Origin of the sequence: Mesorhizobium maamorense (assembly GCF_044998965.1) — a bacterium.
In the GTDB taxonomy this organism is placed as follows: Bacteria; Pseudomonadota; Alphaproteobacteria; order Rhizobiales; family Rhizobiaceae; genus Mesorhizobium.
Genome location: NZ_CP173356.1, coordinates 569383 through 589260 on the forward strand (window position 1 = coordinate 569383; position 19878 = coordinate 589260).

The 19878-nt window shown below is 61.0% G+C and carries 17 protein-coding genes and 2 pseudogenes; 7 read left to right on the plus strand and 12 right to left on the minus strand.

Annotated elements, in window-relative coordinates; translation table 11 throughout:
- Positions 1 to 106 precede the first annotated feature (106 nt).
- From ACIU1A_RS03185 to ACIU1A_RS03195, 3 genes and pseudogenes are all read left to right on the plus strand, one after another.
- Complete coding sequence (locus tag ACIU1A_RS03185; RefSeq protein ID WP_404926588.1) at positions 107 to 3538, plus strand: caspase family protein; 3432 nt, start codon at positions 107 to 109, stop codon at positions 3536 to 3538.
- Positions 3539 to 3835: 297 nt separating this feature from the next.
- Positions 3836 to 4249, plus strand: a complete 414-nt coding sequence (locus ACIU1A_RS03190; protein WP_404926589.1) for a tetratricopeptide repeat protein — start codon at positions 3836 to 3838, stop codon at positions 4247 to 4249.
- Positions 4250 to 4436: 187 nt separating this feature from the next.
- A pseudogene (locus tag ACIU1A_RS03195) lies at positions 4437 to 4837 on the plus strand (integrase arm-type DNA-binding domain-containing protein); the annotation flags it as partial.
- 279 nt (positions 4838 to 5116) lie between these two features.
- Here the strand turns inward: ACIU1A_RS03195 and ACIU1A_RS03200 are convergent.
- From ACIU1A_RS03200 to ACIU1A_RS03250, 11 genes are all read right to left on the minus strand, one after another.
- On the minus strand, positions 5117 to 5869 hold the full coding sequence (locus tag ACIU1A_RS03200) for a hydroxypyruvate isomerase family protein (protein ID WP_404926590.1): 753 nt from the start codon (positions 5867 to 5869) through the stop codon (positions 5117 to 5119).
- Positions 5869 to 6522: a 3-oxo-tetronate 4-phosphate decarboxylase gene (gene otnC / locus ACIU1A_RS03205; RefSeq protein ID WP_140524772.1), complete on the minus strand. Its 654-nt coding sequence runs from the start codon at positions 6520 to 6522 to the stop codon at positions 5869 to 5871. The genes ACIU1A_RS03200 and otnC overlap by 1 nt, the downstream gene beginning before the upstream one ends.
- Positions 6519 to 7784 carry a 3-oxo-tetronate kinase gene (otnK, locus tag ACIU1A_RS03210; protein WP_140524771.1) on the minus strand — a complete coding sequence of 422 codons (1266 nt, stop codon included), beginning with the start codon at positions 7782 to 7784 and terminating at the stop codon, positions 6519 to 6521. Before otnK ends, otnC begins: the two co-directional genes overlap by 4 nt.
- A gap of 51 nt (positions 7785 to 7835) precedes the next feature.
- Positions 7836 to 8822 carry a D-erythronate dehydrogenase gene (denD, locus tag ACIU1A_RS03215; protein ID WP_404926591.1) on the minus strand — a complete coding sequence of 329 codons (987 nt, stop codon included), beginning with the start codon at positions 8820 to 8822 and terminating at the stop codon, positions 7836 to 7838.
- A gap of 41 nt (positions 8823 to 8863) precedes the next feature.
- A complete protein-coding gene (locus ACIU1A_RS03220; RefSeq protein ID WP_404926592.1) occupies positions 8864 to 10021 on the minus strand; it encodes a hypothetical protein in 1158 nt (385 codons plus the stop codon).
- A 44-nt stretch (positions 10022 to 10065) separates the two neighbouring features.
- A complete protein-coding gene (locus ACIU1A_RS03225; protein WP_404926593.1) occupies positions 10066 to 10818 on the minus strand; it encodes a hypothetical protein in 753 nt (250 codons plus the stop codon).
- Between the two features lie 15 nt (positions 10819 to 10833).
- Positions 10834 to 11037: a hypothetical protein gene (locus tag ACIU1A_RS03230; RefSeq protein WP_404926594.1), complete on the minus strand. Its 204-nt coding sequence runs from the start codon at positions 11035 to 11037 to the stop codon at positions 10834 to 10836.
- A complete protein-coding gene (locus tag ACIU1A_RS03235) occupies positions 10980 to 11771 on the minus strand; it encodes an ABC transporter permease (RefSeq protein ID WP_404926595.1) in 792 nt (263 codons plus the stop codon). The genes ACIU1A_RS03230 and ACIU1A_RS03235 overlap by 58 nt, the downstream gene beginning before the upstream one ends.
- Before the next feature lie 23 nt (positions 11772 to 11794).
- Positions 11795 to 13702, minus strand: a complete 1908-nt coding sequence (locus ACIU1A_RS03240; protein WP_140685136.1) for a sugar ABC transporter ATP-binding protein — start codon at positions 13700 to 13702, stop codon at positions 11795 to 11797.
- A 78-nt stretch (positions 13703 to 13780) separates the two neighbouring features.
- Entirely contained in the window at positions 13781 to 14764 is a 984-nt protein-coding gene (locus ACIU1A_RS03245) for a substrate-binding domain-containing protein (protein WP_404926596.1), read from the minus strand.
- 51 nt (positions 14765 to 14815) lie between these two features.
- Positions 14816 to 15562, minus strand: a complete 747-nt coding sequence (locus tag ACIU1A_RS03250) for a FadR/GntR family transcriptional regulator (protein WP_140498326.1) — start codon at positions 15560 to 15562, stop codon at positions 14816 to 14818.
- 106 nt (positions 15563 to 15668) lie between these two features.
- Between ACIU1A_RS03250 and ACIU1A_RS03255 the strand changes: the two are divergent.
- The 3 genes and pseudogenes from ACIU1A_RS03255 to ACIU1A_RS03265 form a co-directional block, all read left to right on the plus strand.
- Positions 15669 to 15800, plus strand: a pseudogene (locus tag ACIU1A_RS03255) (tyrosine-type recombinase/integrase); the annotation flags it as partial.
- 258 nt (positions 15801 to 16058) lie between these two features.
- On the plus strand, positions 16059 to 17027 hold the full coding sequence (gene speB, locus ACIU1A_RS03260) for an agmatinase (protein WP_140498325.1): 969 nt from the start codon (positions 16059 to 16061) through the stop codon (positions 17025 to 17027).
- Positions 17028 to 17044: 17 nt separating this feature from the next.
- A complete protein-coding gene (locus tag ACIU1A_RS03265; RefSeq protein WP_140498324.1) occupies positions 17045 to 17677 on the plus strand; it encodes a DUF1989 domain-containing protein in 633 nt (210 codons plus the stop codon).
- Positions 17678 to 17733: 56 nt separating this feature from the next.
- Here the strand turns inward: ACIU1A_RS03265 and ACIU1A_RS03270 are convergent, their stop codons facing one another.
- Entirely contained in the window at positions 17734 to 18711 is a 978-nt protein-coding gene (locus tag ACIU1A_RS03270; RefSeq protein ID WP_404926597.1) for a LysR family transcriptional regulator, read from the minus strand.
- A gap of 298 nt (positions 18712 to 19009) precedes the next feature.
- Between ACIU1A_RS03270 and ACIU1A_RS03275 the strand changes: the two genes are divergently transcribed.
- Positions 19010 to 19864 (plus strand): transporter substrate-binding domain-containing protein, encoded by an 855-nt coding sequence (locus tag ACIU1A_RS03275; RefSeq protein WP_404926598.1) that lies wholly within the window; start codon positions 19010 to 19012, stop codon positions 19862 to 19864.
- The last annotated feature ends 14 nt before the right edge of the window (positions 19865 to 19878 follow it).

Here is a 19878-nt window from a genome sequence, read left to right on the forward strand (position 1 = left end):
TTCGGAAACTTATCTCAGCATTCGAGAGCCTTGTTAGTTGAGCGGCGCGCATTTGTAAGAGCTAGACTTCCTTCACGCACAGAATCACAGCGAGGATTTTAGCGCCATGACAAAGACGATCTACGCTTTGCTCGTCGCGATAGACGACTACCCTCGACCAGTCCCAAAGTTGCGGGGATGTGCAAATGATATTCGTTACCTCAAGCAGTACCTCGATGCGCGGGTTGATCCCGGAAACCGCGCGCTGAAAGATGCGCTGAGGATCAAGACACTAATTGACGGAGATGCTACGCGCGAAGCGGTGATCCGCGCATTCCGTGAGCATCTCGGAAGCGCCGGACCGGAGGACGTCGCTCTGTTCGCCTACAGCGGCCACGGCTCGCAGGAGCAGTCCCCAGAACAATTCTGGAATATCGAGCCCGACCATCTCGATGAAACACTCGTTCTGTACGATAGCCGAAGTGAGGGTTCGTGGGATCTCGCGGACAAGGAGCTGTCCAAGCTAATTACCGAGGTTTCTGAGCGGGGAGCCCACGTGGTCGTGTTGCTAGACTGCTGCCACTCTGGCTCTGGCACGCGCGCCGCGGGCCTTTCAGAAACGGCTGTGAGGCGAGCGCCGACTGATCTGCGGCAACGACCTTTGGAGAGCTTCATTTTTGCCATAGACGAGCTTTCAGAGGTAGGCTCAACTCGCGATTTGCGGACAAGCCCCTCCGGTTGGGACGGTGCTGGACGGCATGTGCTACTCGCCGCTTGCCGCGACGACGAGGAGGCCAAGGAGTATCAGGGCGGGGGTACTACGCGAGGGGCCTTCTCCTATTTCCTAGGCGAAACGCTGCGGACCGTTGGTGGCGCCATCACCTACCGCGACTTGTTCGCGCGATCCGCCGCGCTCGTTCAGGGTCAGGTCCAACGGCAGTCCCCCCAGCTCGAGGCTACAGTCAGCGAAGATCTGCTGCGGCCCTTCCTTGGAGGGACGATCCGGCGGGTCCCGCACACATTCTTGGCCAGTCATCACAGCGGCCGCTGGTTAATCGATGCCGGACGGATGCATGGCATACCCAACCCGACGCCCGACGACATCACCGAATTGGTTTTGTTTGCCTTTGACGCTTCCGACAACGACCTGAAGGACCCTGCGAAGGGGGTCGGCAAGGTCCGGGTCGCAGAGGTTTTCGCAACCACTAGCCGGCTCGAGATAATTGGTACGGCACTGGACCCCGCCGACGCACCTTTCAAAGCGATCATCACGCGATACGCGACCCCCCGGCTCCGTGTGCGGCTAGAGGGCGACGCTCAAGGAACTAAGCTGGCTGAAAAGGCTCTGGCGACATCACAGTTCGTCCGCATGGCATCAGAGGGTGTGACCGCCGATATCCGCCTGATTGCGCAGGGACAGCAATATGTGATTGCCAAGGCTGACGATGACCTTCCGCTCGTCGAGCAGATTTCAGGTTACACCGATAGTGCAGCCAATCAAGCTGTCGCACGGCTGGAACACATCGAGCGCTGGAAGACTTCCGCCGAACTGAACAACCCTGCTTCCTCCATTGGTTCTGCCGAAGTGGAGGTCGAGATTCTGAAGAACGGTACGGCCCTAATGGAGCCGGAACTCCGGATGGAATACATGCAGGCTGACGGAGGCCAATGGATCAATCCTGAAATTAGAATTAGGCTCAAAAACTCCGGCAAGAGAACGCTTTATGTCGGGCTGCTCGATCTGCCTCAGACCTTCGGCATCTTCAACATGCTGACAAATGTCGGTTGCCAGAAACTGGCCGCCGGTCAGGAAACCTTCGCCAACAATGGCGAGCCAATACCGGTTACCGTTCCTGACGAATTCTGGGAACGCGGCGTTACCGAGATCAAGGACCTCATCAAGGTTATCGTCAGCACGACCTCGTTCGACGCCAGGCGAATGGAGCAGCCCGATCTCGATTTGCCGCGGTCCCGTGCTGCTGATCTTAAGGAGCGCGGTGTAACCCGTAGCCCTAGCGAACTCGGGACGCTTGAGCGACTCATGGAGCGGGTTCAAACGCGGCACGCAGGGCAGGAGCCCACGAAACGCATCGACGATTGGCGGACCTTTCAATATGCGATTACAACCGTCCGTCCGCTGCAGTCTGAGCGCTTGTCACCTGGCAGCGGTGTGACGCTTGCTGGCGAGGTTCGGATAGAACCGCATTCCGCTTTAGGTGCGGCCGATGTCCGGTTGACAAGCATGCCGGTGGCCACGCGGGCCATAGGAGCGCTGGCGTCGCTTCCGCGTTGGATCCATGAAGACCCGACGGTAGTGCAGGCGTTTGACCTCGCGCCGACTAGAGGGACCCACGACGCTTTGAACGTTCTAGAACTCTCTGGCGTGAACGATCCAGCATTAGTGACTCCAACTAACCCCTTGCAGGTTACAATCCCCCGACGCCTTGGGCCGGGCGAGCGCGTATTGCCAATAGCGTTCGACGGCGAGTTCTTCCTGCCCCTAGGCCGGTCCGAGGCCGTGGGGGACGAAACTAGGGTGATTTTGGAACGACTGCCGCATCCCACCGAGGCGGAGAGCCGAACGCTGGGAGGCTCACTGCGTATCCTCTTCCAAAAAGTCATCTCCCTTAGCTTCGGTACAGAGTACCACTATCCGATCCTGGCAGCAGCCGAAGTCGGTGAGGATTTCACCGTTCGATACGAACCAGACTTGGCGGTGATCCAAAAGCGCGTCGCTAAGGCGAACCGAATTGCACTGTTTGTCCACGGCATCATCGGGGATACCCGCGACATGGCTGCCAGCCTCAGGCGAGCGGGGCTGACTGACTATGACCTGATCCTCACCTTTGACTATGAGAACTTGCAGGATCCAATTACCGAAACGGCACGTGCGCTCAAGAGCCGTCTTGGTACCGTAGGTTTGGGGCCTGAGCACGGCAAATCACTCGACATAATCGCCCATTCGATGGGAGGCCTGGTTTCCCGCTGGTTTATTGAGCGCGAGGGAGGCGATCGCGTGGTCCGTCGGCTGGTCATGTTAGGGACACCAAACGGTGGATCGCCGTGGCCGAACGTCGTCGATTGGGCGACCACAGCATTGGCGGTCGGGCTGAACGAGTTGTCGAAAATCGTTTGGCCGGCGGCGTTGCTGGCGGGCCTGACCCATGCTGCTAGCACGGCGCAGATAACCCTCGGTGAAATGATGACGGATTCGGATTTCCTAAAGGATCTTTCTAGAAGCCCGGATCCGGGACCCGACGTCTCCTATTTTCTGATTGCGGGCAACACCTCCCTGATCCCAGCCACCTCCGAAAACGAGGAGCGTCGTTCGAAGCTGCAGGCGCTTCTGGCGAGGCTTTGGTCAGATCGAACCAAATACGACTTTGCGAATCTGATGTTTGGCGGTTCGGACAACGACATCGCTGTCTCGCTAACCAGCATGCGCAATTTGCCAGGAGGGCGCCAACGCACCTGCGAGGTCGCGATAGCTGCCTCGGATCACATGAGCTATTTTCGGCACCCGGGGACACTGAAACTGTTGTCCAAAGCGCTGCGATGAGAACGTTCGGTTTCTTTTCGCAGACGACCGACAGCCCTGGCCCCGCCTGCGCTTCTGCAAAAGCCTGGCTTGATGATCTCGATCCATTTGCGCCATGCGAGCCAGATACCGGTTCGTCACCAGGATGCGCTTCCAAGAGGGATTGGCCCTCCGATCCGCTGTTAAGGAACTCGTAATGCTCGAGCACCTACCCAGTGCCTGTCGCCAGGTCATTGGCAGACACACCTACAGAATAGATGACAATCCTTGCATCGGTCGGCACTAGACAGCGTAACGCGACATGCTGGAGGACAGGTGATGGTAGACCGTCAACAGGACCTCGAAAATCTGCAGGAACAACTCTCTCTTCTCCAGCGAACTTCCCGATTCCGCGAGGCAATTGAACTAGCAACCCATATTTGCGAATTGACCCGGCAGCGTTTCGGAGAGGTAAGTAAGAACTTCGCTATTAGCTTAAACAAGCTTGCCGAACTGCACCAGACTGTGGGCGACTACACGATTGCGGAGCAATTGTATTCCCAAGCACAGGCTGTCAATGAGGGGGTCCCACTGAGTGATCGAGGGCTGACGTCGGCCATACTCGGCAACTTCTTCGCGAAAATCCGAAATTCCTCAAAGAATTCAACAGTCGAGAATTCTGACGGTCTTTCTGACGGTATCAAAAATCTGGGAAAAATATTCCTATCTAAAATCAATAGTTTAGGTTGCTAGGATACAATGGAGTGGGAGTGATTCAGGCCCACTCAAACGCCGCCGAAAATACGCCAATCCGCGACTTAAGTACGTCGGAGCAATGAGGCTCGTGACGGTGTTTTTTGCCTAAGGCATAGAGGAAAAAGGAATTTCCTGCCACGAGCCTCCAAATTGTACTGACGGTACTTTTCAGGACGCAGTAGGGATGTTGACGGATGCCGCCCTTAAGGCGCTGGAAACACAGAATATCTACAAGATTGCTGACCGAGATGGCATGTATGTCCGGGTCATGCCCGGTGGGGCGATCTCATTTTCGGCTTGATTACAGGCGCCGCCTGAACGACGCCAAGAGTTTTGGCGAGTTTGGAAAGAAGTGGCTCTCCGCCGCCCCGATGGCCGACAGTACGCGCGCCATGCGGCGCTCCATCCTCGAGCGAGAGCTTCTTCCGGTCTGCGCAATCGCCTGCTGAGGGAGATCACTCGGACAAGAGCCATTGCGGCAGCATCGTCGAACGTGGTGCTCCGGCGAGCGCTATCCACGTGCGAGAGATCCTGAAGCAGATTTACGGTTTTGCGATTCTCCACGGGGAGAAGATCGCCAACCCCGGCTGATGACGCGAACGACGTCTTTGCGCTGTATATCAATCCAACAGACTTGCACTGCAAACTTCTGAAAGGGGACATTTGTCCCTGATCGCAGCATAGCAGCATATGACCGTGGCAGTCGCATTGGCCCCTCGAACGCAAGGTCGGCTTTCTAGCCTAGGTCATCCCGAACGCGGCAGATCCGCTATCGACCGGGTGTTCTCGCGCCTCCTGTCTGGCGTGGATATCGGCTCCGCCGGGGCCGAAAGCGTGCCGCGCCAAGCACGCGCACTCAGGCCTCTAGTGGTCAAAACGCTTCATCCATCCGAACGAATCGGTGACGGGGCGATATTCGGCGCCGAATGCACCATCATAGCCGGCGTCCGCGATTGCGCGCAGGAGCCAGCCATAGTCCACCTCGCCGTGATCGGGCTCGCTACGATCCGGTACGGCGGCGAATTGGATATGGCCGATCTTGTCGGAAAATTGCCTTACCGAGTTAAGCAAATCGCCTTGAATGATCTGCATGTGATAGCAGTCGAACATTACCTTTACCGCACCGTCTGTCGCATCGATCACACGCAATGCGGTGGAAAGGTCGGAGAGGAAATAGCCCGGCGCATCGCGCGGGTTCAGGGGCTCGATCAATATGCCGATGTTGTGCCGTGCCGCCGCCTTCGAAGCGTACCGCAAATTGCCGGTGAACGTCGCGAAGGCTTCGTCACCGATTGCCTTTCCTGCCATCACATGGATGTTGTGACAGCCTGTTACGGCTGCCCATTCAATCGCCTGGTCGATCGCCGCGCGCGCTTCCGTTTCACGGCCCGGCAGCGCGGAGAGGCCGAAATCACCCGCCCCAACATCCCCCCGGGCCGTGTTGATGCCAAGCAGCGGAAGACCGGTTTCGGCGAGCAGCGCCGCGACCACCGATGCGTCGGTATCGTACGGCCAATGCATCTCGACCGCCGCGAAACCGCGCCGCTTGGCCGCGCGGATCGCATCCGGAAGCGCTAGGTTACGAAAGAGAAATCCCAGATTGGCCGAAAGTTGCATCAGTCGTCCCACTCCACGTCAAAGTGTTCCACTAACTCGCGAATTTGCGGAGCCGCGAGGATCTTGGGCCGCAAGCCCTGGGTGAGAAGCGTGAGCTTGGCCGTTTCCTCAAGTTCCTCCATCGCATAGGCGGCGGCTTCGAGATCCTTGCCGGCGACGACGGGTCCGTGGTGGGCCAGCAATACGGCCGACCGTTTCCCGGCGAGTCCGCGCACGGCGTCTCCCATCGCCGGGTCGCCGGGCCGGATGTAGGGCAGCAGTTTCACCTTTCCCAGCCGCATGACCGAATAGGCCGTCAGCGGCTTGAAGACGCTGTCGGGATCGATGTCGGGCAGAAGCGAAACCGCGACGGAATGGGTCGAATGAAGATGGACGACCGCTCCGGTGCGCGCGCCGCGTGTCTCGTAGAACGCCTGATGCAGCGGCATCTCCTTCGTCGGCTTGTCGCCGTCCAGGAACCGTCCCTCAGCGTCGAAGAGCGACAGGCGGGCGGGGTCGAGCGCGCCAAAGGACGATCCTGTCGGCGTGACGAGCAGCCGACCGTCGCCGAGGCGGGCGGAGATGTTCCCCGAGCTTCCCGCAGTGAGGCCCCGCGCGAACATGGACGCAGCGATGCTGCACATCTGATCCCTGAGTCTTGTTTCATCGCTCATCGTAGAACGCCTCCCGTAAGGACGTCGGCTGCCTTTTCGAAGAACCCGGCCGAGCCGAAATTGCCCGATTTAAGGGCGAGCACCATATCCGGGTCACGGGCCTTCAACGCCGGAACACCGGGGTCGATCTCCGGTCCGATCTCGAATGACGAAATGTTGAGCGCCGATACGACGGCCCCCGATGTCTCGCCGCCCGCCGTAACCAGCCGGCGTACGCCACGCGCCGAAAGCTGACGCGCCAGTTCGCCGAAAAAATCTTCAACCGCCGTCGCGACGCGCTCCTTCCCGTAGCGGTTCTGTGCGGCGGCGACGGCTTCGGGCTCGGCCGACGAGAACACCAGTGGCAAGCCGTGGTGCTGGCGGTCGATCGCCCACTCGGCATATTCAACAGGATTCGCCGTGCCGTCCACGACCGCATCCACCTCCACAACGCGCGTCGGATGGCTTTTCCGGTGCTCGGCAATCTGGCGCCGGCTCATGGTCGAGCACGAACCGCAAAGCGCGGCCGCCGGCCCCTGTATTCCCTTCCAATGCGTGGCCGCCGTGCCGATCAACCCGGCCCGACGAAAGTTGGCCGGAAGTCCCAGCGCTATTCCCGAACCGCCGCTGAGCAGGACATCGGCTTCGGCAGCCTCGCCAATGGCGATAAGGTCCTTGTCCTGGATGGCGTCGACCACGACGTAGCGAGAGCCCCTGGCGGATGCTGCCTCCAGCGCATCCCTGATCGGGAGGGCGCCTCCCGCTACGACATCGTAGGGGACATGGCCGATCCCGCGCGCGGTCTGTCGCGCAAGCCAACGCCGCAGATCGGGATCCGTCATCGGCGTAAGCGGATGCTTCTCCAAGCCGGATTCGCTCAACAGCCGATCGTTGACGAAAAGATGCCCCTGGTAGATCGACCGGCCGGTTGCGGGAAACGCCGGACAGACGATCGCGCGTGCCGCTCCCAACGCGTCGCCAAGAGCGTCCAGCACGGGACCGATATTGCCTTCGGGCGTCGAGTCGAATGTCGAGCAGTACTTGAACAGATATTGGCGGCAGCCTTGGCGTCGAAGCCACTCCAACGCCGCGAGCGACTGCTTCACCGCCTCCGAGGCGGATATCGTTCTGGTCTTCAGGGCAACGACGCCCGCGTCAACCGAGCGGTCGGAGGCGGTGTTGGGAACCCCGTTGTACTGGACCGTGCGCATGCCCCCCTTGGCAAGCGTGTTGGCCAGGTCGGAAGACCCGGTGAAATCATCGCCTATGCAACCGAGAAGCATCGGAATTTCCCACATTCAACTTTCACGAAATGCCCGCGATCGTGCGCTGCCTCAAGGGGTGGTTCGAGGGGCGTCGTCCGCCAGGTAAACCGCGATCAGTTCGTCGACCGTGCTTTCGGCCACAAAGCCCAGACTGGTGGCCAGCCTGGGCGTGAAGGATTTCGGCCACCCAGCAATAATGGCCTCGATCGCCTCGTCCGGCGTGCGGTCTATCAACGCCTCGGCTTCGGCCCCTGCCACGCGGCGGAGCGCGGCAATCTGGTCGGAGACCGTGGCCGCGACACCCGGCATGTTCAGCGTGCGCCGGGGGCCCAGCGCGGATGTATCGAGCATCGCGGCATGGATGAGGAAGGCTACCGCCGAGCGCGGGCTCGCCAGCCAATGCTTGACGGTCTCCTTCACCGGCAGCACGGAGCGCTGCCCGGCGAGTGGCTCGCGCAGGATGCCGGAGAAGAAGCCCGAGGCTGCCGCGTTGGGAGTGCCGGGCCGAATGACGATCGTCGGCAGGCGTATCCCGACGCCGTCGAGGAAGCCGCGGCGCGAGTAGTCGGCCAGCAACAGCTCGGATATCGCCTTCTGGGTGCCGTAGCTGGTCAGCGGGGCAAGGATGTAGTCGTCGGGAATAGGGTCGGGCAGCGGCGCGCCATAGACAGCAACCGAGGAGGTGAACACCAGCCTGGGGATATATTTCCGCCGGGTTCCTTCCAGCCGGATCGCCTCGAAAAGAGCGCGCGTGCCGTCCATATTGATGCGATAGCCCTTCTCGAAATCGCGTTCCGCTTCGCCGGACACGATGGCCGCGAGATGGAAGATCACATCCGCGCGGCGCGCGGCCAGATCCTGCGCTGCGCCGGCAGCGGAAATATCGGCGGCAATGGCTTCGACAAAACCTATGTCACCGGTTGGCACCGGCGGCTTCGTCACGTCCGCCAGCGTCATCCGGTCGATCTTTCGATCTCCAAGCGATGCTGTCCGCGAAAGCTCGGCCGCGAGTTTGCGGCCGATCATTCCACCAGCGCCAATGATGAGTATATGCATGGATGCTCCGTTCTCTTCCGGGACTGGTTTGTGATGCCGCTTCAGACCTGCCTGAGCGCGCGCACGACTGCGTAGGCTTCGAGCGACAGGGTTTGCGCTCCATCATGCGTCAGCCGATCGAGCAGATGCGGTTGGCGCGATGCCGCGACGAAAGATGAGGCGTCAAGAATTGCAGCGCGCGCGAAGCCTTCGGGGAGGCGCACCTCCAGCGCGTTGGGCGAGGGGTTGCATAACCACAGCTCGGTGCCTTTTTCGGTAACCGCCGCGATCCCTCGCACTGCGCCAGGGACCGACGATCGCAGCGGACGGAGCGGGCAGCCTTTGAGCTTCGCCAGGCCTCGCACGATGTGCCAGACAGGATAGAGCTCGCCCTTGCCTTCGAACCAGGGCTGCGGAAATGACGTCGGCACGGAGAGGACGCCGAACGGGCCGACCGCGGCGCCGAGCGCGATGGCCGCCGCGCCGCCTTCCGCGAAGGCGGCGAAGTAGCCGAGGTTCCAGGCCGCTCCCATGACGCCCCGCTGGCGCGGATCATTGAAATTGACCGCCTGCCGGATGTTGGCGGGATTGGCGACCGGCGCTTCACCATAGGGATTGTCGCGCAACCCGATTGCGGACGGCCCAACGGAATATGGGCGGCCCTTGGCGATCGCCGGCACGGTCCTGGCAATATGCGGCAGGCATTCGAGCGTCTCCATCAAGGAGCGGTCGTCACCAGCGTGGAAGATCGCCGCCGTCGTGAATGTCACGAGGTCTATCGCCTCGGCCGGGGGACGTTTGCGGTTGAGCTCGGTGAAGAAGCTGAACATGCCTCCGCCGATGCGAGATCCGGGGAAGGCCGCGCGCGCGGCCGTATAGAGCTTCGCCGCATCCGGCGCTGGCGGCCAGATGCTGCCGGGCAGCGTGCATTTAAGATCGGGTGCGGGCGACACCAGAACCGTCGTGAAGCGATGATCGAGCCTCGCGGCCACCTTGCCCAGGGAGTCGATTTCCGCCGCGGCGCCAGCATCGTCGGCATGCTCGACCACTGCTTCGAGCCAGGGTTGGGCGCCCATTGCGATGGCGATCTCGACCTGCCTCGCCAGCGTTTCGGCATCATGGCCGAGCCGCGGATCGTAATGGCAGATGACATGGGCGACGCCGAGCTGGGCAAGCGTCTCGACATGCCGCAATGCGGCCGAAGCGTCATCGGGATGCAATCCGACGCCGAGAGGTGGAATCGCGTCCGCCGCCTCGCCGAGCGTCAGGGCGGCGATGCCTCCCCCTGACGCGACGGACCCTTGGGAGAGCCCTTGACGGTCAGGGTGATCTTCTGTTCGACGACCTCGCCGGGCTCGATCCTGTATGGCCAGGGCAGAGCGAGGGGACGAACATAGGTCTTGTAGGAGGCGTCGGTCCAGTTCCGCTGGTCCTCCATCTCGAACGCGTCGCCCTCCATAAGGCAGCTGACCTCCAGCCCGCCGGGAGTACGGTGCGAGATTTCACGCAGATCCATCATCGGCTGCACCGGATCGATCTCCACAGGAAACCGTGTCTCGACCCTCTCGCCGCTTGTGTGCGTGATCGTGGCGGCCGCGCCGCTTATGCCCTCTATGGGATGCAGGACGACAAAGCCGGTCCGGTTCGTGAGAAGCCCGGTCGGCGTGGTTCCGCGAGCCGAATAGGTCAGAACGCCTGCCGCGGTACCAGCGATGCCCACGTCATAGCCGAAGGTCTCGCCTTTGCTGGCAACGCTTGCGCGATAGGCCACACGAAAGCGATCGTCGTCCTTTTCGACGACCAGGTCGGTGATCTTCGGAATGAGCGTCGCCCAGTCCTTGTCGCGGACCACGAACGAGATTGCGCGGATCACCTCTTCGCCATGCATGCGGCAGTCGCGCAGGTTCGCGCCGTCGAAAAGCACGCTGAGGGGCCCGGCGCTCAGTAGCCGCTCCTCTGCCGGTAGTTCTTCGGTGCCGTAGAGGCGGACGGCGCGGGAAGGATCGGACTGTGTCATAGGATTCTCCTGGTCTCAAACGCGGCGCGATTTCCAGGTGATGAGGCGCTCGGCCAGCAAGGCGAGGATGATGATGGCGCCGATGGCGGTCCCCTGCCAGAACGGCGAGACGCCGAGCAGGTTGAGGCCATTGCGGATCATCACCATGATCAGAACCCCCATCAGCGTGCCGAATATCGTGCCTCGTCCGCCGTAGAGGCTCGCGCCACCGATGACCACGGCCGCGATGGCGTCGAGTTCAAGCTGGTTCCCCCGATCGGGTCAGCCGACATGATCTGCGCCAGCGAAAAGGTCATCGCCGTCGCCGAAAGGGCACCGGACGCCACGTAGGGAAAGATCGAGTAGAAGAGGGTGTTGAGGCCGGCCGCCCGGGCGGCTTCGATGTTCGAGCCGACCGCGTAGATGGTTCGCCCGCCCTTGGAATATGTCAGCCACGCCCAGGTGGCGAGGTAGAGCGCGATGAGGAAGATGACGTTGGCGGGGATGCCCAGCAGGTTCGTGTAGACGATATTCTGCAGCCCCATGGGCAGTCCCGAAATCGAGCGCTGTCCCGACACGATGTAGGCGAGACTGCGCCCCATCGCCATGACCCCGAGCGTCACCACGAAGGGCGCCAGGCCGAACACTGCGATGAGAACGCCGGAGAAAAGCCCGATCAGGGCGCCGCAACCTATGGCGAGCGCGATCGCCACCGGAATGGGGAATTCCTTCAGGAGTAGGGCGAGGATGATGCCGGTCACGCCCGCGACCGACCCGACGGAAAGGTCGATGCCGCCAGTCAGGATCACCAGGGTCATGCCGACGGCAACTATGCCAAGCACCACCGATTGGTCGAGTATGTTGAACATGTTCCGCTCGGTGAAGAAGTGCGGCGAGATGAACGACAGGATCACCGCAAGCACCATGGCGAGGCAGAGCATCCGGAACTCAAGCGTGCTGGCGAATCTGGGCATCGCAAAGGATCGTGTGGGCGCGTTCATGCGTCGATCTTTTCGTCTTGAGGTGTATCGAACAGGCCGGCGATCCGGGCCGACAGGGCCCCGGCGTCCGGCAGCCTGGAGCCGGCCGGCAGGCTGAGCCCGATCCATCCCAGATCGTGCCCTCGGCGATTGGACAGTGGTGCAAGCAAGGTAGAGCGGCCGTCATTCTCGGTCACGATGCCGGGTTGACGCCTTCCAAGCGCGAGGGGGATTGCCGTCTCCTGCGCAAGATAGACATGCCCGGCCGCGAGTCCCATCGTTGCACCCGGCGTACCCTCGGCGAGGGCGAGGCAGACGAACCGGTCGTCGTCGATCAATCCCCAAAATGCCGTGCCGCCATGGCTGGCGACAAGATCGCGCAGGAATGCCGTGTTGCGCTCGGCTGAGCTTCGGGGCGCGGCGAGCAGCGTCAGGCTCTCTTCGCTCAGTCGCGAGGCGGGCAGGTCGGCGATGGTATAGCCGTCACTCACCACGACGACCCGCTCGCAGATCCCCAGTAATTCCTGGAAATCCGAGGAGATCACGACTACGGCTATCCCCCTTTCGGCCACCTCGCGCAGCAACTCGTAGATTGCCTGGCGTGTCCCTATGTCGACGCCTTTCGTAGGCTCGTCGAGGATGAGCACTTCGGGCTCGATCAGCAGCCAGCGCGCGATAATGATCTTCTGCTGCATGCCGCCGGAGAAGTGCAGAAGGTTTGCATCCATGCGGTCGGTCGGAAGGTCGAGACGCGAAATCAGCTCGCTGGCCTGCTTGCGGCGCGCCGAATGGCCTCGCCCGAAACCCCTGTGCTTGCCCATCTGGGCGAGGAAGAGATTTTCGCCGACCGTCATGTCGGGCACGATGTTCTGGGCCCGCCGGTCCTCGGCGACCATTCCGAGACCGGCGCGGATTGCCGCGATAGGGCTGTTGGGGGCAATCTCCTTGCCGCCGACAAGGACGCGCCCGCGGCTGCGGTGGCGCAGTCCGAATATCGCTTCGGCGCTCTCCGAGCGTCCAGCTCCGACAAGCCCGCCGAGGCCGAGAATTTCACCCCTGCGCACCGTGAACGAGACGTCACGCACGAAAGGCGGGGCTTTGAGCCCAATTACCTCCAGAGCCACCGGCTGCTCGTTAGTGGTCACTCGCGAGACGGCCTTTCGATACACATTTCCGATGTCGCGTCCCACCATGTGGCGGATGACGTCGGCCTGCGTGAGCCCCGCCGTAGGCACGCTTTCGGCCACGGTCTTGCCCTCGCGCAGGATTGTGACGCGATCGGTGACTGCGAAGACCTCCTCAAGCCGATGCGACACGAAGGCGAGTGCCTTCCCGCTGTTTTTCAGCCGTCCCATAATCTCGAACAGCCGGTCAACCTCGATCGGCGAGAGGGAGGCCGTCGGCTCGTCGAAGATGACAAGATCGGCGTTGAGGGCCAGCGCCTTGGCTATTTCGACGAGTTGGCGTTGCGCTGCCGAGAGCCGGCGCACCTCGATGTCGAGTGGCAGTACGTGGTCGTGGCCAAGTTCCGACAGGATGGTCTGCGCCCTGTGTCGCAACTGGCTGAAAGACAGACGGCCCGGCATCGCGTAGCTGGGTAGGAAGATATTCTCCAGCACGCTCATGTCGGGCGCCAGACTGGTTTCCTGTGCCACGAGGGCAATGCCGGAACGCAGCGCGTCGCGCGCGGATCCGACGGTCAAGGGAGCACCCTTGAAGAGTATCTCGCCCGACGAAGGCGGCAGGTGTCCGCAAACGATCCGTGACAGCGTCGATTTTCCCGCGCCGTTCGCGCCCAGCAATCCGCAGATCTCGTACCGGCAGAGCGCTATCGACGCGTTGCTGAGCGCGTAGGCGTTCCCAAACAGGCGGGTGACGCCACGAGCCACGAGAAGCGGCTCGGGAATCTTGCTGCTGTCTACCATCCGAGGACACACTCCAAGTGGTACGAATAAAGCGTCCGGGGAGGGTGCCCCGGACGGCCTATGTCGGCCAGGCCCCGATTACATCTCGTTGGCGAAGACCGTTTCCTTGATGGTTGGAAGCTCCTGCTCGATGTTCTTGCTGGTCACGATTTTGATCGGCACGAGGATTTTCTTTTCGGGAGTCTTGCCGCCGAGATGGTCGACCATCGCGCGTCCCGATTCCTGGCCCATCAGATACGGCTGCTGCATGCCCGAAACGACCAGTTCGCCCGACTGCAGCAACGGCACGAATTCCGGCACGCCGTCGAAACCGGCAACCAGCACGTCGCCGGTGAGGCGGGCCGCCTTGATTGCCTGCAAAGCGCCCAGCGTCGGGCCGTCGGTCTGGACGAAGAGGCCCTTCATGTCCGGATTCGCGGTCGTCATATCCTGCGTGAACTTGAAGGTTTCGTCCGCGGTGTAGGTCTGCATCTGCTGCAGCCCGGCTTCCTTGGTGATGCCAGCCTCTGTCATCGCGTCCTTGAAGCCCTTGGTGCGGGCCTGGCCGTTGAGGCGGGCCTGGCTGATGCCGACAATGCCCACGCTGCCGTCCTGCTTGCCGGCGGCCTTCATTGCCTCGGCCAGCGCTTTGCCGACGCCGTTCGCGCCCTGATAATTGTCAGAGATGATGAAGGACACATAGTCGCCGCTGTCCGTGCCGATGTCGGCGATGACCACGGGAATATTTGCCTGCTTGGCGAGATCGAGCACGGCCGGCGCGGTTGAACTGTCTGTCGGAGAGATGATGATCCCGGCGACGCCGCGGGCGATCGCGTCCTTGGCATTTTTAAGCTGGGTCTGGGCATTGTTGCCCGAATCCAGCGCCTGATAGGTGTAGCCTCCCTTGGTTGCGACATTCTCGATGCCCTTGGAGAGGTATCGCCAGAAGGCAAGATCAAGGCCTGGAGTCAGATAGACCAACTCCTTGGCTTCGGCGAGAGCGGCGGTCGCCGTCCCGGCAATGCCGGTCAGCGCGACAACGCCCGCGAGAGCTGCGGTGGCAAAAAGGCGTCTTGTCAGCATGGGAACTCCTCCTGTTGTGCTGCATGGTTGCCCGGCAATCCGCCCCTATTCTTATCCCTTTCGAGCGGATTGCGTTAAAAGCTGCTTGGTCGTGGTGTAGATGCGTGTTTCGTGGACCGCGAAGGCCCTTGCGGCCGCCTCGGAATCGCGCGCCTCAAGTCCCGCAAGAATGGCACGGTGATCGGCGATGCTCGTTGCGATGCTTGAAGGCTGGGCGACTGCTCGCCGCCGATGGTCGAGAAGGTAGGAATAGAGATCGGCGGCGATATCCGCCAGCGCGGCATTGCCGCCCGCCCGATAGATGGCCGTGTGAAATTCGCGATCGCAAATGAGGAAGCGAACGGGATCGTCGATCGCCGCTTCCTGCGCCTCGATCGACTTTTGCAGGGTCTCGAGCGTCGCGGCTTCAACCCGGACGGCCGCGGCCCGCGCCACCTGATCTTCGATCAGCAACCGCGCCTCATGCACGTCGTCAAGACTGTATCTGGAAATGTCGCGATAGCGGGCCGATTGAACCGCGAGTTCCCCGACTTCCGTCGAGGCCACCACTGTCCGCGTGCCCTGGGCGACGGAAAGGATGCCCTTTGTGGAAAGGATCAGGATCGCGCCGCGCACCGTCTCGCGGCTTACCGACAAAGCGCCCGCAAGTTCACGCTCGCTTGGCAACGGGTCCCCCACGTCAAGAATGCCGGTCGCAATGAATGTCGCGATCTTCTGGACGACGAAGTCCTTCATCGAATGCTTCGGCACGCCGCCAAGCGCACTCCCGTCGTCGGTCAGAATCGCTCGTAGGTCCATCCGTCCTTACATCCGAAGAGGTCTAGTGGTCCGGTATATGTACCAGTAGGCCTGCTTCAGCTGTGCGTCAATAGCGAGACGCGGCCGTCAAATCTCGGCTGACAAGAGATATTGCTTTGGGAGCGGTGAGAACGTTCTCAGCCCGCATACTCTGCGGCACAGCTTCGCCACTCACCTGCTTGAGCAGGATGTCGACATCAGCGTCATCCAGGTGCTGCTCGGGCACAGCAAGCTCGAACGACAGCGCTCCCCGGCGGAGCGGGAGTCTTCCTTCCATCGATTTCGGGCTGCTCTTGTTCTAACCCTAATACGGCCAATTTCCGGATAAATCGATATGAACGCCCGATACTCGTGATGGATAGGAGTGGCGGGACCATGCTAGCCACGAGGCAGACAGACCGCAGGCCTGTCGTGCTTCACTCCAGCTTAAGCGCTTCGGCTCATATCGAAGGTCGCTGCCGGATGGCGTGAGGGTTATCCGAAAGGGAGAGTTTCGATGTCTGGACACGGGTATGAGGGTGGGCGGCTCGATCTCCCCTTCGTTGGGCTTAGCACCTTCGGTAAACGGCCGATCTGCCTTGATTGGGACAAGATCGACGCGGATGTCGCCGTGCTGGGTGTGCCCTTCGACATGGGGACCCAGTACCGCTCCGGTGCACGTTTCGGCCCCCGCGCCATCCGCGAGGCCTCGACGCTGTTTTCCTTCGGTCATGCCGGCGCTTACGACCATGAGGACGACCAGATCTATCTGCCGCTCGACAAGGTGCGGATCGTCGATATAGGCGACGCAGATATCGTGCATACCGATACCGTGGCCAGCCACGCGAATACGGAAATGGCGGTCCGCAAGATTCTTGAACGCGGAGCGCTGCCCGTCGTTCTGGGCGGCGACCATGCCATCAACATTCCCTGCGTCAGGGCGTTCAGCGAACATGGCCCCATTCACATCGTGCAGATCGATGCGCATCTCGACTTTGTCGACGTGCGTCATGGCGTGCGCGAAGGACACGGCAATCCGATGCGCCGCGCGGCCGAACAGTCGCATGTCAGCGGTCTCAGCCAGATCGGCATCCGCAACGTCTCTTCGACCGCCCGCGACGGTTACGAGGATGCGCGCCAACGCGGCTCGACGATCCTTTCCGTCCGCCAGGCGCGCAAGCTCGGGGTCGAAGGTGTTCTGGCGACCATTCCGGAAGGCGTACGCTACTATGTGACGATCGACATCGACGGTTTCGATCCGTCGATTGCGCCGGGCACTGGCACGCCTAGCCATGGCGGCTTCCTGTATTATGAAGTAATGGAAATGCTCCGGGGCCTTGTGAAGCGCGGCGACGTCGTCGGCATCGACCTCGTCGAGGTGGCCCCGGCCTACGACCCTTCGGGCATCACCGGCTTTCTCGCAGCACAGGTACTCCTGAACTTTCTCGGCTATATCTTCGTCGAACACGGAGCGCGCGGACGCTGAGCGAAAGGAATTCAACGATGCCAACGAACGCAAGTAACGGTCAGGTTCACGTCATTCCTGCCCGCAAGGGCGTGGCGACGCGCGTTGCCCAAGGCCAGGTGATCACCGTCATCAACACCCACGGCACCCAGGTGGTGGACACCTGGGCCTTCTGCGCCGACGATATCGCGGAATTCATGTCGATGGAGCACAGTCGTGGAGCCATGCTCAAGGTGAACCCGAAGAACGGCGACACGCTGTGCAGCAACAGGCGGCGTCCGATGCTGACCCTGATACAGGACACGTCGGGTGGCGTGCACGATACGCTGATCGCCGCCTGCGACCGCTATCGCTACCAGCAGTTGGGCCATGTCGGGCACCATGACAACTGCACCGACAATCTGGCGACGGCCCTCGGCGCGGTCGGGCTGACGCCACCCGAAACCCCTTCGCCGCTCAACCTGTTCATGAACATTCCCGTCGGCGAAGACGGTTCGGTCACCTTCGAGGCACCGGTGGCGGGACCGGGCTCCTATGTGTCGATGTGCGCGGAAATGGATTTGATCGTCGCGTTCTCAGCCTGCCCCCAGGACCTCATTCCGGTAAACGGTCAAGGCTGCGTTCCAACCGAAGCGCATTATCGGATCGACGCCAAGGCGCCGCGCCTTTAAAGCGCAGCCAGCATTCAGACCATTGATCCCGAAAAAGCGGCTCCCGCTTTTCGGGATCAATGCATAAAGGAGTTTTTACATGCCGCGTACCTTGGGCATCTTGTTTTTTGCGTCGGCGGCTTGCCCTTTTCCGGCCGATTTTTCGGCACTCCCCACCCTTTTGCGCAGTTCCTGAAAAAAATCCTCTGCGACAGCGACGCTTTCTTGTGCTTTGGCGCGATGATGACGAAGGGCGAGCGGATCTGCGCCTCGGGAATAAGCAGCGCCTTAAGCCGGTTGTTCTGTCTAAACGTGACGGTCATGTGATCCGGCAGATAGCCGACGAAGTGGCCGCTCAGGATATACATTGCCTGCGCCTCGATATTCGAAGCATAGGCGCCGACATGCGCGTTGGGGAAATGCTGCAATTCCGACTTGTTGGCATAAGGGCGCACCACCATCTGCGATGCTTCCACATCAGCCTTTGTCACCAGCTTGCGGGAAAACAGCGGGTGGCGCTCGCTGCAGTAGAGCGAGTTGATTTCATAATGGAACTCGGTCTGCGAATAGCCGGGCAGCAATTTGATGCGGGGGGAGATCGCGAAGTCGATCCCGCCCTTGGCGGTTTCCGCGATAAGCTGTTCAGGCGAGCCGATGGTGATGCGCAGATCGACTTCGCTGGCTTTCTTGATAAACTGATGAATGACGTCATCGAGGCCCAGGGCTGAATCGGTAACGGTGGCATCGACGATCCCGACGCGCAGCACACCCGTCGCCTTGGAGCGCAGTTCGCCCAGTTGCATCTCGAACGCCGACAGCGCTGAAGTCAGCGAATGGGAATATTCATAGACCGCGGTGCCCCTATCGGTCAGTTCGAAGCCGCGCCTGCCGCGTTGGCATAGCGAAAACCCCAGCCGTTCCTCCAACGCGTTGATTTGGAAACTGATCGTCGATTGGCTCATCGCCAAAGCAAGCTGCGCTCCGGTAAATCCGCCATGCTCGACCACCGAGCGGAAAACCCTGAGCGCACGAATGTCGGCAACCGACAGACGCATTCTGACACTCCTCCTTGAGCCTCTCAGACGGTGTTGGGTATCAGCCTTACATCGTCAACTTCGATGTATAGTCTATTCCTTCCATGTTTATCAAAGATTCAATCCTGCCATGCTGCCCTACCAGATGGTGCCGTGCCGTCATGCCACTGGGGAAGCAAACAATCGGGCCGGCATTGCAGCCGGCTGACGACCTGGAGGTCTAAGGCTCGTCACGCATGCGAGATTCCTGAGCGCGTACAGAAGCCTCGGACTCCAAATAATCCATAATAAACGGGAACATACGAAACTGGAGGAAGTTATGCGATCCGCTTTGAAACTGTGCACTTCGACGCTGTTGGCCGCGTCGCTCTCGCTCGCCGTGGCGAGCATTGCCACCGCCTCCGATCTTCTGGAACGGATCAAGGCAAAGGGGGAAATCACCATCGCGTCCGAGGCCCGCTACCCGCCGTTCGAATATGTCGAAAACGGCAAGATCGTAGGCTACGGAGTTGACCTCTTCGAAGAAGTCATGAAGGCGCTGCCGGACGTGAAGGTGAACCGGCTCGACCTGCCGTTCCAGGGCTTGCTGCCCGGTTTGCAGACGGAGAAGTTCGATGCCATCATAACCTCCGTCACCGTTAACAAACAGCGCTACGATACCTACAGGCTGTCTCTGCCAATCGCCGACGCGTCGTTCTCCTACGTCAAGCGCAAAGGCGACGCCGCCTTGAACACGCCCGAAGACCTGAGCGGCAAAAATGTCGGCACGCAGGCCGGCTCGGCACAGCTCAAGGGCACCGAGGCCTTTTCCGAGAATTTAAAGGCAAAAGGCCTGGCGCCGATCGCCAACATCCAGACCTATGTCGACTTCAATGAAGCCTATGCCGATCTCGCTGCCGGGCGCACGGATGCCGTCGTGAATTCCCTGCCCAATCTGCTCTACCTGCAGACGCAGCGCGGCGACGTCTTCGAAACCATCCGCACAACGTTCGGGGACCCGACCTATTTCAGCTGGGCCTTCCGCAAGGACGACGACAGCAAGGCGCTTGCCGACTTCATCGATGACCAGTTCCGCAAGCTCGCCACCGATGGAACCATGGCCAAACTTCAGGAAAAGTGGTTCGGCTTCACCATGAAACTGCCGACGGACGCTCTGCCCGAACCCAAGAGCTGACGAGTCGGCGTCCA